This is a genomic window from Puniceispirillum sp. (SeqCode), assembly GCF_965657105.1.
Lineage (GTDB): Bacteria > Pseudomonadota > Alphaproteobacteria > Puniceispirillales > Puniceispirillaceae > Puniceispirillum.
Window position 1 is genome coordinate 1 of record NZ_CBFHNB010000065.1, and the last position, 12,365, is coordinate 12,365.

The 12,365-nt window shown below is 49.0% G+C and carries 12 protein-coding genes; 4 read left to right on the plus strand and 8 right to left on the minus strand.

Annotated elements, in window-relative coordinates; translation table 11 throughout:
- The 3 genes from ACTF7Q_RS08945 to ACTF7Q_RS08955 all read left to right on the plus strand — a co-directional run.
- On the plus strand, positions 1-450 hold a 450-nt coding region (locus ACTF7Q_RS08945), incomplete at its 5' end, for a hypothetical protein (RefSeq protein WP_438997499.1).
- A gap of 146 nt (positions 451-596) precedes the next feature.
- Complete coding sequence (locus ACTF7Q_RS08950) at positions 597-2,063, plus strand: peptidoglycan DD-metalloendopeptidase family protein (protein WP_438997500.1); 1,467 nt, start codon at positions 597-599, stop codon at positions 2,061-2,063.
- Positions 2,063-2,824 (plus strand): MOSC domain-containing protein, encoded by a 762-nt coding sequence (locus tag ACTF7Q_RS08955; protein ID WP_438997501.1) that lies wholly within the window; start codon positions 2,063-2,065, stop codon positions 2,822-2,824. Before ACTF7Q_RS08950 ends, ACTF7Q_RS08955 begins: the two co-directional genes overlap by 1 nt.
- Before the next feature lie 45 nt (positions 2,825-2,869).
- On the opposite strand, the gene ACTF7Q_RS08960 is transcribed toward ACTF7Q_RS08955, so the two are convergent.
- From ACTF7Q_RS08960 to ACTF7Q_RS08990, 7 genes are all read right to left on the minus strand, one after another.
- Positions 2,870-3,412, minus strand: a complete 543-nt coding sequence (locus ACTF7Q_RS08960; RefSeq protein ID WP_438997502.1) for a DUF4167 domain-containing protein — start codon at positions 3,410-3,412, stop codon at positions 2,870-2,872.
- A gap of 197 nt (positions 3,413-3,609) precedes the next feature.
- Positions 3,610-4,485, minus strand: a complete 876-nt coding sequence (gene prmC / locus ACTF7Q_RS08965; protein ID WP_438997509.1) for a peptide chain release factor N(5)-glutamine methyltransferase — start codon at positions 4,483-4,485, stop codon at positions 3,610-3,612.
- A 40-nt stretch (positions 4,486-4,525) separates the two neighbouring features.
- Positions 4,526-5,602, minus strand: coding sequence for a peptide chain release factor 1 (prfA, locus tag ACTF7Q_RS08970; RefSeq protein WP_438997503.1), 1,077 nt, complete (start codon positions 5,600-5,602; stop codon positions 4,526-4,528).
- A gap of 23 nt (positions 5,603-5,625) precedes the next feature.
- Positions 5,626-6,894 (minus strand): histidine--tRNA ligase, encoded by a 1,269-nt coding sequence (gene hisS, locus ACTF7Q_RS08975; protein WP_438997504.1) that lies wholly within the window; start codon positions 6,892-6,894, stop codon positions 5,626-5,628.
- Between the two features lie 3 nt (positions 6,895-6,897).
- Positions 6,898-8,049: a flavodoxin-dependent (E)-4-hydroxy-3-methylbut-2-enyl-diphosphate synthase gene (gene ispG / locus ACTF7Q_RS08980; protein ID WP_438997510.1), complete on the minus strand. Its 1,152-nt coding sequence runs from the start codon at positions 8,047-8,049 to the stop codon at positions 6,898-6,900.
- 242 nt (positions 8,050-8,291) lie between these two features.
- Positions 8,292-9,467 (minus strand): helix-turn-helix domain-containing protein, encoded by a 1,176-nt coding sequence (locus tag ACTF7Q_RS08985; protein ID WP_438997505.1) that lies wholly within the window; start codon positions 9,465-9,467, stop codon positions 8,292-8,294.
- Between the two features lie 184 nt (positions 9,468-9,651).
- Positions 9,652-10,875 (minus strand): aspartate kinase, encoded by a 1,224-nt coding sequence (locus tag ACTF7Q_RS08990; RefSeq protein ID WP_438997506.1) that lies wholly within the window; start codon positions 10,873-10,875, stop codon positions 9,652-9,654.
- Positions 10,876-10,949: 74 nt separating this feature from the next.
- On the opposite strand from ACTF7Q_RS08990, the gene ubiG reads away from it, so the two are divergent.
- A complete protein-coding gene (gene ubiG, locus ACTF7Q_RS08995) occupies positions 10,950-11,705 on the plus strand; it encodes a bifunctional 2-polyprenyl-6-hydroxyphenol methylase/3-demethylubiquinol 3-O-methyltransferase UbiG (protein ID WP_438997507.1) in 756 nt (251 codons plus the stop codon).
- A gap of 30 nt (positions 11,706-11,735) precedes the next feature.
- On the opposite strand, the gene ACTF7Q_RS09000 is transcribed toward ubiG, so the two are convergent.
- Positions 11,736-12,332, minus strand: coding sequence for a DUF1178 family protein (locus ACTF7Q_RS09000; protein ID WP_438997508.1), 597 nt, complete (start codon positions 12,330-12,332; stop codon positions 11,736-11,738).
- Positions 12,333-12,365: the final 33 nt, after the last annotated feature.

Here is a 12,365-nt window from a genome sequence, read left to right on the forward strand (position 1 = left end):
TTCAAAATTAGCGTTTATGAAATTCAACAGGCTGACTTATATAAATCACAAAGAACGACACGTTATCACGTACCGCCGCCCGCGAATCTCTTCCAAAATGCTTCCAACTTTTTCAAACAGCGACTGCCGATCAGCGCTTGGCTGGGTAACAGTTATGTTGGCCGAACCGGCTCAACGAAGGCGGGTTATATGCAGGTCTCGGCGACCTGTCCACCCCTAAAATGCGACTTTGTTAACTTTTTTGCCAAAACACCGTTTTTTCTTGATTATCAGTCTGAAAATCGACCTTTGAAGACCGTCTCAACAGACCTTTTTTGCGGTATTTTTATCAACAAATTTATTTATATCAGACTTAAACAAACAAAGGGAGAAAAAACGACCCAACACATATATTTATATCATTATGTATTATTTAGAGGAGATTTGACGTCTTTCATGCCCCAAACATGATGTTTTTTGCCATAATATGGCATCATATCATAATACAAACTCTATTCTAACAAGCTAATGATTGACTGTTTCTGTAGATTCGCTAATTATACGCCAAGCTTGTGGATAACAGGCTAAAGCTTAATAGTTAGAAGATGTTAGTACATATGTTGGTATGCAAAGATTTAATTTATCGACACTTGCTTGCAGGTGTCATTCTAACAGCTACTATTATAGCCTCTGATTTCACTCCTCTTGGTTTCGATTTGCGCGCGCATGCGGCCAAAATAAACAATGTGATCGTTACTGATTCTGACGATGGCGTTTTTGACGGTGAAATGGTGCCTGTCCATCAGGCATCTTTTGCGATTCCCAAGGCGCGCCCAGATAAAGTGCTGTCTTATGGGGCACTAAAGGTTGATATTGCCTTGCCGCAGTCGAAACCCGCTTTGGAAAGCATCTTTCCAGTATCTACCGCGCGGCTTGCCGACATGATTCGCTCGCAAACTGGTCAAGAAAGCACCAAAGAAGAAGAATTTAAGCTTAAATCTGGCGATGGTCTTGCTAATGTATTGCGGCGGGCTGGCTATACAAACACAGATATTGCCAATTCGGTCAGCGCGATTCAATCGCGCATCAGTCTGCGCAGCTTGCCGGTAGGCATGAAAATCACCATTAGCGACCTTGGCTATCGTTTTACCACCCGCGATGGACGCGACATATATGCGTTGAAAGACCCTGAAAGTGGGTGGCTTGCGATTCGGGCGATACGCCCCGTTGATACATATCTGACCTTTGCCAATGGCACTATCAATGGATCAATATATAAATCAACCATAACGGCTGGCGTTCCCGACGCTGCCTTTAATGAATATGTGCGCGTTATGGGCTTCTCAGTCGATTTTCAGCGTGAAATTCGCAATGGCGATGTTTTCGAATTATTATATGAAACAACTTATGACCAGATTACCGGCAACGCTGTTAACACAAGATTGCATTACGCCGGTTTGAAATTATCTGGAAACCAGCTTGCTTTCTATCGCTATGAAAATGGTGATTCCGGCATTGGCTGGTTTGACAGGAATGGCGCCTCGGCAGCACGTACGCTGATACGCACACCTATTTCGGGCGCCCGCCTGTCATCATCCTTTGGCCAGCGCAAACATCCAGTCAACGGCTATACGGCTATGCATAAGGGCGTTGATTTTGCCGCACCGACAGGTACCCCCATCATCGCAGCCGGTTCAGGGGTTGTCAGTAAGGCTGGATGGCGAGGTTCATATGGGCGTTATGTCCGTATCAGACACAACAGCACCTATGACACTGCCTATGCACATATGAAATCTATCGCGCGCGGTATCAGCGCCGGTTCGCGCGTACAGCAAGGGCAGATTATCGGTTATGTGGGTTCAACTGGGCGTTCAACCGGCCCACATCTGCATTATGAAATACTGGTCAATAACCGTCAGGTCAATCCAGTCACGGTACGCCTGCCAACTGGCACTCGCCTTGACGAGGCCTATCTACCCGCCTTTTCAAGGCAAGTTGACCTAGTCGATGCCGAAGTTCTATCTCGTGGCGGCACCCAATTTGCGCAAAATGACTTGATATCAGCGCTTGGTGATGCACCTTAATGCTTATCGAGTCATTATGGCGCTATCCGGTTAAAGGCATGACCGGTGAAAAGATTTACGAAACCGCTCTTATGCCCGGACAGCCCATAGCTGGTGATCGGCGCTATGCAATCTCAATCGGTGGAGACAAGGTCGCCAATAGTCCGGCTGGCACATGGTTCAAAAAAGGCCATTTCCTACAATTAATGTCGCATGAAGCGCTAGCCGCCTTGTCTTGTGTCGTGCAAGGCGATCATCTGCAAATCAGCAAAGATGGTCTGCAGCTGCTAGAGGCTAATCTGGCTTATGCAACGGATGTCGCCGCGGTTGAGAGTTTTTTTTCATTTTATATGAATGAACATATGCCTGGACGCTTGCATGGCATGCCGAAAGTTGTGCGCCTGGATAACCAGGCTTTTACCGACACTAACGCGCCATGGATCACGCTAGGTGGCTCGGCGTCAATCGAGGCCTATGCCGCCGCAACTAATACCACGCCTGATGCGCGTCGCTTTCGCCTGAATATGATGATCAAGACCGACACACCCTTTCACGAGGCGTCATTAATAGGGCATGACATTATGGTCGGTGCGGCGCATCTTCGTATCGTAGCGCCCGTTGGCCGTTGCGCGGCTATCGATGTTGACCCGGCAACCGCCAAGCGCGGCCAAGATACTTTATCTATAATGCGGGATGTATTTGGTCATACTGACCTGGGCGTTTTTGCTGAAATCCTATCCTCTGGCACAGCTAGAACAGGTGACAGCATCACCATTCTATAATTATGCCGCAATAAGGAGGGGGGAAGGTTCAGATGGTTGTCAGCCTTAGCTGGCAACCTTTTTGTTATCCTGCTCATCCTGAACCGCTTCGGCAAGCTGCGCTGGCGACAAGGCAGATGCATCGTCAGTTTCAACTGGCTTAACACGGGGTTTGCGCTGGCTATTAATGCTTTTCTTTATATTCTGAGCGTCACCAGAATCCGATGCTGAAACATCGGCTGAACTTGTTTCATCTGCTTCACCGTTTACAACTTCGGATTTAGCATCTTCCGACTCGCCATTAGCCGCCTGTGCGGCCTGTTCCTGCTGACGCTTGGTTTCTGCTGCACCTACCGCTGCTTGATGCAGGCGGAAATAATGATCGGCAAATTGCGAATAAGCCTCAGCAGCAATTCGCTCGCCGGATGACGAGGCATCATGCGCTAGAGTAATATATTTTTCATGAAGCTGTTGGGCATTGCCACGAAGCTTTACGTCAGGACCATTCGATTCATACGACGTATTACGATTGGGCACATGATTGCCACCGCCGCCGTTACCACGACGACCACGGCCACGACCGCGCTTTGCATTTTGAGGTTGTCTCATTAATTAAATACCAACTTATTATTCTGTAAGAAGTGGGTCAGTTAAAAGCAATCTTTTGTATAATCGGCCTTAAACCGAAGTTAAGAAGACTGGCATTTATCTGGGTATGTGCAAACGATAGGCGATGCCTTTAGCGTTGCTATATCTGAACAATAGTCATGGGTAGTGATCAATTTCAAGCAAAATAATACATTTTGCTAATTTTTTAACGCAAACACCAGACATCGGGTGATACCAGCAAGATCCTTATGCATTTCAACGCAGATCATATCTGCCATCTGAGCAAGCTGAATCACATCATCTTCCTGACCCGCACCAATCTCGACCACCAGACAACCAGCCACTGCCAGACAAGCAGGCACCACAGTCATAATGCCACGCCAGCAATCCAGCCCATCCGCACCGCCATCAAGAGCCCACATCGGTTCGTAACGCGCCACTTCTGGTTCCAGTTCAGTAATCTCAGCAGCCGGAATATAAGGCGGATTACACAAGATAATATCAAATGATCCGAATTGTGACATTTCGTCCATAAAACTATGCTGATGAAAGCGACTTCGCCCAGCAAGGCTAAGTGCGGTTGCATTATTACGGGCTGTTGCCAGCGCGTCTTCGCTAATATCAAGACCAAGTCCAAAGGCATCCGGCAATTCGCTAAGACAAGCCAGTAAAAGACAGCCGCTTCCGGTGCCAAGATCAAGCAGTTTAATTTGTTTTACAGGATTCTTAACGCGTCGTGCTTTGGCCGCTGCGATAGCTGTCGCCACGATAATTTCGCTATCGGGTCGCGGGTCGAGTGTTGCTGATGACAGCGCAAAGCGCAATGACCAGAATTCGCGCCATCCACGGATACGACTGACTGGTTCACGAGCTACACGACGGGCAACAAGCGCGTGTAGATGGGTTTTTTCGGCATCACCAAAGTGAATTGTTTCATGAGGCAGAACGGCATCATGACGGCCTAATGCTGCGCCCAGCAAAAGCCGCGCATCCTGTTGTGGACTTTCGATTGATGCCGCTTTCAATATAGCGGCAATATCCAGCAAAATTTCACGCGCATCCTGCATCATCATCACTTTATAAGCCTGGAATATGGCTATACATCAATACGCCTTAGGTGCCTTCGGCAAGCCGCCGTGCCTGATCTTCGGAAATCAACGCATCAATGACTTCATCCAACGCCTCGCCTGCAATCACCCGGTCAAGCTTATACAGTGTCAGGTTGATGCGATGGTCAGTTACCCGCCCTTGTGGAAAATTATAGGTGCGAATGCGTTCTGAACGGTCACCTGACCCAACCTGACCTTTTCGATCAGCGGCACGTTCTGCCTGTACGCGCGCACGCTCGGCATCATATAGACGCGCACGCAAAATTTTCATCGCCTTGGCTCGGTTCTTATGTTGTGATTTTTCATCCTGCTGGCTGACCACAATACCGGTCGGCATATGGGTAATCCGCACAGCCGAGTCAGTCGTATTCACCGACTGGCCGCCAGGCCCCGATGCGCGGAACACATCAATCCGCAAGTCACTTTCGACAACTTCAACATCGACATCTTCGGCTTCGGGCAACACCGCCACAGTCGCTGCCGAGGTATGAATACGGCCACCGGTTTCGGTTTCGGGTACGCGTTGCACCCGGTGCACACCAGACTCGAATTTCAACCGTGCAAACACGTCCGACCCGGTGATCGTCGCTGTCGCTTCCTTGTAACCACCGATGCCTGTTTCAGACACTTCCATCACTTCAAATTTCCAACTATATTTAGCCGAAAACCGTTGATACATGCCAAACAGATCCGATGCGAACAACGCCGCTTCATCACCGCCAGTGCCCGCGCGCACCTCAAGGATGGCGTTACGCGCATCATCGCGATCCTTTGGCAAAAGCAATAATTGCAGTTTTTGCTGTTCATCAGGAATTTGTGCCTGCAATTCCTGCATTTCAAGACGAGCCATTTCCAGCATATCCGGATCGTCACCAGCCTCTGTGGCCATAACTTCGGCATCGCCAAGCTCGCTTGTCAGGCGCTGAACAAGTTCAATCTGTTCGCAGACTGGGCGTAATTCGGACAGCTCGCGGGCAAAATTTGCCATCTCATCAACCGAAAGTGACGCCGCATCATTCAGAATATTTTCAACTTCAGCGCGACGCGCTAATACCCTATCCATGGTCGAGTCGAGGCTCATACCCTTATCCCTTACCTATTTCACTATTGATCGACGGTAGTTGTATGGCCGATTATTGACGACAATTTTTGGACAAGCGCATCGCGTGTCACTTCATCCTGCGATCCATCAGCAAGATAGCGAAGTTGCACGATACCACGTTCGATTTCATCGCCTCCTAGAATAATAGCGATTTTGATACCGCCCTTATCCAGCTTTTTCATTTTTTTGCCCATATTACCCGCTGTAGGCAAATCAACACTAAAGCCAGCGTCACGAAGAATTTCCGCAAGTTGAAAAGCATGTTGATCGGTTTGGCTATCCGCCGACACAACAGCTAATTGCGGAACCACAACCGTGCCACCCGCCGCCAGCATCGCGAGGCGTTCAATGCCGCCAGCCCAACCAACACCCGCAATGGCAGGGCCGCCAAGCATTTCCGAGAGCCCGTCATAACGACCACCGCCAAGAACAGTGCCCTGGGCACCTAGCGCATCGGTTATAAATTCAAACGCCGTATGACAATAATAATCCAGCCCACGCACAAGAAGCGGATCGAAATGCCAAGCAATCTTGGCGGCATCAAGCGCGGTTGTCAGCGTTTCAAAATGTGTTTTGGACAGATCGTTCAGATGATCTTGCAAACGCGGGGCATCGACAATAATCTGGCGATCGCCTGTATCCTTTGAATCCAGAATACGGAGCGGATTTACCGTAAGCCTTTGCTTGCTGTCATCGGACAAAGCGTCTTGATGCGCGCCAAGATAATCAACAAGCGCCGTGCGATAAGCAAGGCGGCTTTCCGTGTCACCAAGTGAATTGAGATGCAGCACACATTTATCAAGCACACCGATATCAGCTAGCACCCGCGCCCCACATGCTATGATTTCAGCATCCGCCAAGGCATCGGTCGGACCCAGATATTCAATTCCAATCTGGTGAAATTGACGCATCCTACCTTTTTGCGGCCTTTCATAGCGGAACATCGGCCCTGCATAGAAGAATTTCAAAGGCAATGTTTGCGTCAAGCCCCCAGAAATCATGGCACGGACAACACCAGCCGTATTTTCCGGACGCAGGGTGATGCGCTCACCACCCCGGTCTTCAAATGAATAAGTTTCCTTTGTCACTACGTCACTGCTGGTGCCAAGCGGCTTTGAAAACACATCGGTAAATTCGAAAATCGGCGTCGCCATTTCCTGAAAACCATATTGCGCACTGGCCGCCCGCGCATGATCTATGACAAACCGATGCCCAGCCATATCAGCGGGCAGAAGATCAGACGTGCCCCTTACAGGTTGTAGTTTCGACATGGCTTAGACCTTTATCTTTCTGGTATCTTCTTGGGCATCGTCTTGGGCATCGTCTTGGGCATCTTCTTGGGCATCATCCAATGTCTCTTTAGTCGCTGCCTCGGCGTTCTGCGCCGCTCTGATGGCTTCGGCTTTTGCCTCGACCATTTCGACCACATGTTCGACAATATCACCATTTGACAAGCGGTGGTCAGCCATGCCCGAGACATATATCTGGTGCGTGTCTTTGCCACCACCAGTCAGGCCGATATCAGTTTCGCGTGCCTCACCAGGGCCATTCACCACACAGCCAATGATCGAAACCGAGATTGGCAAATCAATATGCGCAAGTCTATCTTCGATCACTTCAACTGTCTTTATCACGTCGAATTGCTGACGCGCGCAGGACGGACATGAAATGACCGTGACCCCGCGCCGCCTCAGGCCAAGCGATTTCAGCATTTCATACGCCGCTTTGACTTCTTCGGTTGGATCAGCTGACAATGACACACGGATCGTATCACCAATGCCAGCCCACAACAGATTACCAAGGCCAATAGCCGATTTTATCGTGCCTGCCCGCAATCCACCAGCTTCGGTAATGCCGATATGGAGTGGGCAGTCAATCGCATCGGCAAGCTGCTGATACGCAGCGACAGCCAGAAATACATCCGACGCCTTAACCGAAATTTTGAATTCGTGAAAATCATTATCCTGTAAAATACGTGCATGATCGAGTGCCGATTCAACCAGCGCTTCAGGACAAGGTTCGGCATATTTGTCTAATAGATGTTTTTCCAGTGATCCTGCATTCACGCCAATCCGCATTGAACAGCCATGATCACGCGCTGCCTTGATAACCTCTTGCACACGATCTTGCTTGCCAATATTGCCCGGATTGATCCGCAGACAGGCAGCACCTGCTGCAGCCGCTTCGATAGCACGTCGATAATGGAAATGAATATCCGCGACAATCGGCACCGGACTGCCCGCACAAATTTCTTTCAAGGCAGCGGTGCTGGCCTCGTCAGGACAAGACACACGCACAATATCGGCGCCTGCCTCGGCAGCGGCATCAATCTGCGCCCGCGTCGCGGCAATATCCGTGGTCAGGCTATTTGTCATGGTTTGCACCGAGATTGGCGCATCACCACCAACGGGTACATTACCCACCATAATCTGACGGCATGGGCGGCGATCAATCGAACGATATGGACGATAGGCAGTAGACACAATATGGCTCCAGCAAGAGTAAATACCTATACACGCACAGGCATATGGGTCAGCAATAAAACACTGTTATGTCTATAGCCGTTTAGCCCGCTCAATACCAGTGGCAAGTCCACACATACAGAAGCTTTGACGCCCCTGAAGCGGCGCAGTTAGATAAATCACATATGTAGATTAGAGGCGCCAGCCTAGAGGCGGGCGCGTAGCTTATCGACAGTAAGGGGAAGATCGCGAACAATTTCACCGATAGCACCAGCCGAAATTGCATCGTCACCTGTGATGATGAATTCGATACCACCAGCATTACCAGTTGAAAGATACAGATTTTCTGCACCATCCACGACATAGGTATCACCATCACGCATAAGCTGTGTCATGACTTCTTCACCATTATTACGGATGATTTCAACCCAACTAGAACTTGTGGCACGAATGGTGATTTCCTGCATGGGATCACGCTGGTTAGCGACTGCCGAACTCTGGGTTACGTTGTTCGGATCATCTTCAAGCAAGATCGCACGATCATCATCTGATGTTGCAGATGATACTGCAGGCACATTATTTGATGCCATCTGCGTATCTGGTGTGTCTATATCGACAATTGGGGTATCAGTCTTAATAATCGTTTCATTAGATACTGACGCCACAACAACCGGATCAGCCGCCACAACTATATTATCGGCATCGGCATCATTTTCGATTTTTGGCGTTTCAGGCACAATCACATCTGCAACAGGCTCGATCACTGTGGGCGCATCTATTGCAGGATTTGAGCTATTAACATCAACGCTTAGTGGGGTTTCATCCTGGCCTTCGGCAAATACAGTCTGCGCGGTGCCATCCGGTTCAATAACGTCAGGAGTGCCAATACCCGCAACACCCGGACCAGCTTCAGGCATCACCGGTGCTGATGCCAGAATAGCCGCACCATCATTAGACTTGTCTGATTTGGTTTCAGTCCAGTACCAGCCAACATAGCCAGCAACTGCAAGAACAACTGTAATTGATGCGATCAATGCGCCCGAGCGCTGTGGCTTTACATTATTCTGCGGAAATGAATAGGTTGGTTGCCGGTCAGCATCATCAACACGCGCCAGATACGTTCGCGCCAGCTCATTACCGTCTAAGTCAACAATATTGCCATAACTGCGCAGAAACCCGGCAACGTAGGTCGATGAAGGCAGCGCTTCAAGGTCGCCCTTTTCGATCGCATTTACATAACCTGAGTTGATACGAAGTTGATTTGCGATATCAGCAACACTGCGTCCAGATTCCTTACGGGCCGCGCGTAACTGTACGCCAATAGTCAATAGCGTATTGGCTAAAGACGTTTCGGAAATTTCTGTGATGTTACTGTCTACCATACGCATAACCTGTCGTTTCGGCTTACATTAGACAAAATGAACATAAAAACTCCATATGTCCAACGAAAAGATGCCTCAAATCATAAAAAGCGCATTAAAATCTTGTCGTTACACTCTAATGCTGACCCAAAAATGTGGTTTCACACGCCAACTGTCTATTTAGAAGATGTCAATAGTAATGCTATTAACCGTCGTCATCGAGGCCAAATGCAGAATGCAAACTACGCACAGCCAGCTCGGTATATTCCGAATCTATCAGAACCGATATTTTGATCTCTGATGTTGATATAACGGCGAGATTAATTCCTTTTTCGGCAAGCGTTTCGAACATCGTTTTAGCAACACCGGGCTGGGACCGCATCGCCATACCGACGACTGAAATTTTGGTCACATTTTCTGAAGAATTGATCCCGTCATATTTCAAGGCGCTTTTATTTTTTTCAATAATTTCAACAGCTTTATTTAAGTCAGCTTGTCCCAGTGAAAAAGTAATATCGGTACGCTGACTTTGGCTAGATGCGCTTTGCACGATCATATCGACATTCACGTGATTCTGCGCCAACTCACCAAAAACCCTTGCTGCAATGCCAGGCTCATCGGGCAGGCCAATAATAGTAATTTTTGCTTCATCCGGTGAATAGGCAATTCCACTTATAGTTTCTTTTTCCATGACTGAATCCTCATCAACAACAAATGTGCCCGGCAGATTGGAAAAGCTGGAACGAACCTGCAAATTAACGTTATGGCGCATGGCCATCGCCACCGAGCGTGTTTGTAGAACTTTTGCCCCCAAAGAGGCCATTTCGAGCATTTCTTCAAAGGTAATACTGTCTAATTTTTTCGCTTTTGGCGCGATTCGCGGATCGGTCGTATAAACCCCGTCAACATCCGTATAGATATCACAGCGATCCGCATCAAGCGCCGCGGCCAGTGCCACCGCCGATGTATCCGAGCCCCCACGACCAAGCGTTGTGATTCGGCCATCGGGTCCAATACCCTGAAATCCGGCAACAACGGCGACCTGACCTTGCGCCAGCCTATCGCGCATTTTGGAACTATCAATATGGTCGATACGAGCTGATCCATGCAGATTATCGGTTCTGATAGGGATTTGCCAGCCAAGCCATGAGCGCGCATCAACGCCAATATTCTGCAACGCAATCGATAAAAGGCCGACTGTGACCTGTTCGCCCGTTGCGACAATCGTGTCATATTCCCGCGCATCATGCATGGGGCCAATTTCGGATGCCCATTGCACAAGCTGATTTGTAGTGCCAGACATAGCAGACACAACGACAGCGACCTCATGGCCAGCATCGACTTCGGTTTTTACCCTTTTGGCGACATTACGGATGCGATCCAGATCCCCTACCGAGGTACCGCCGAATTTTTGAACAATACGTGCCATTGATGTATGCTATCTAGCTAATTATTGATTATTTCACCGCAGTCTTAACGACTACTTAGCTTCGGGGCAAGTCCATGCAGTCCACAGTTGATCAAAAAGAAATAGATACCTTTGCCGCTTTGTCCGACAAATGGTGGGATATGAAAGGGCCAATGCGCCCTTTGCACAGCTTTACACCGATCCGTGTAGATTATATCACCGATGCCATTCGCCGTGTCAAAGGCGCGTTACCCGAACAGACACCCCTACAGAATTTACGCATTCTTGATATTGGCTGTGGCGGCGGCTTGCTGGCCGAACCGATGGCACGTCTTGGCGGCACTGTCACTGGCATTGATGTAACAAGCCCAGCAATTGACGCCGCCCGCACGCATGCCAAAGCCAGTGGGCTGGATATCACCTATCACTGCCAAAGTGCCGAAGATTTGGCCGCAAGTGGCGTCACTTTTGATATTATCTATGCCTCTGAGGTGATCGAACATGTCGCTGACCGGCAGGTTTTTATTGCCGCCATCGCCGATATGCTGGCCGATGATGGGGTCATTGTTCTGACAACAATCAACCGCACCTTGCCTGCGATTGCCTTGGCTAAATATGTGCTCGAATATATTGTGCGCATCGTTCCGGCAGGCACGCATGATCCAAAAAAATTCGTAAAACCTGCTGAGTTACGATCTGAATTCGCCGCGGTCGGTATTTTACTGGATGACACGACCGGCTTTGCCCCACGTCCGGGGGGTTTCACCAGGGTTGCAAATCTGGCAATCAATTATGGAATCAGCGGTAGCTGGATGCGCAATAAATCTGATAGCGGATATGAGTCACTATAGGGCTTCACATGCCTTTAGCCGGTGTTGACTTTAGTTATCCAGCGGCAATAAAGGCAACGCAACAATATCAATGCCTTCATCGTCAAGCTCGGCACGTTCTTTGGCTGTCGCATGACCATAAATGCCTTCTGGTTCTGCTTCGCCATAGTGTATCTTGCGGGCTTCCTCGGCAAAGTTATTACCAACATCGCGGCATTCACTGCGAATTTTACGTTGAAGTTGACGCAGTTCGGACATCATTTCGGCCATCTGCTCAACGACTTTTTCTGGCATTCTTTCTAGTATTTTTTCAGGTGATTTTGCAGATAATTGTGCCGGGTTTTTAACAGCTGCTGACATGCCAGAAGGCGGCTTTGCCGACCCCATAGCTGGTTTGCCTGTCTCAGCTGTTGGCACCGGAATATCTGTCTTGATCACTTCGCCACTCGGCGGGGCAAGCGGGGTTGGCGTCTTGCGCATTTTCGGGCTAGCTAGGCTAGGCGTCATGAGTGCCTTTTTAACCGATGATGTGTCACAAACCGGGCATGCGATATCACCTGACGCTTTTTGATCATCATAAGCGCTGGCATTCTGGAACCAGCCTTCAAAGCTGTGTGCATTATCACATATCAGTTGATATTTTATCATTCACATGACCTCGCATGAATTAAAGGCAATCCG

Coding starts and splice junctions, on each gene's coding strand:
- ACTF7Q_RS08950 (WP_438997500.1), top strand. CDS start 597: ATGTTGGTATGCAAAGATTTAATTTATCGACACTTGCTTGCAGGTGTC.
- ACTF7Q_RS08955 (WP_438997501.1), top strand. CDS start 2,063: ATGCTTATCGAGTCATTATGGCGCTATCCGGTTAAAGGCATGACCGGT.
- ACTF7Q_RS08960 (WP_438997502.1), bottom strand. CDS start 3,412: ATGAGACAACCTCAAAATGCAAAGCGCGGTCGTGGCCGTGGTCGTCGT.
- prmC (WP_438997509.1), bottom strand. CDS start 4,485: ATGATGATGCAGGATGCGCGTGAAATTTTGCTGGATATTGCCGCTATA.
- prfA (WP_438997503.1), bottom strand. CDS start 5,602: ATGAGCCTCGACTCGACCATGGATAGGGTATTAGCGCGTCGCGCTGAA.
- hisS (WP_438997504.1), bottom strand. CDS start 6,894: ATGTCGAAACTACAACCTGTAAGGGGCACGTCTGATCTTCTGCCCGCT.
- ispG (WP_438997510.1), bottom strand. CDS start 8,049: ATGGTGGGTAATGTACCCGTTGGTGGTGATGCGCCAATCTCGGTGCAA.
- ACTF7Q_RS08985 (WP_438997505.1), bottom strand. CDS start 9,467: ATGGTAGACAGTAACATCACAGAAATTTCCGAAACGTCTTTAGCCAAT.
- ACTF7Q_RS08990 (WP_438997506.1), bottom strand. CDS start 10,875: ATGGCACGTATTGTTCAAAAATTCGGCGGTACCTCGGTAGGGGATCTG.
- ubiG (WP_438997507.1), top strand. CDS start 10,950: ATGCAGTCCACAGTTGATCAAAAAGAAATAGATACCTTTGCCGCTTTG.
- ACTF7Q_RS09000 (WP_438997508.1), bottom strand. CDS start 12,332: ATGATAAAATATCAACTGATATGTGATAATGCACACAGCTTTGAAGGC.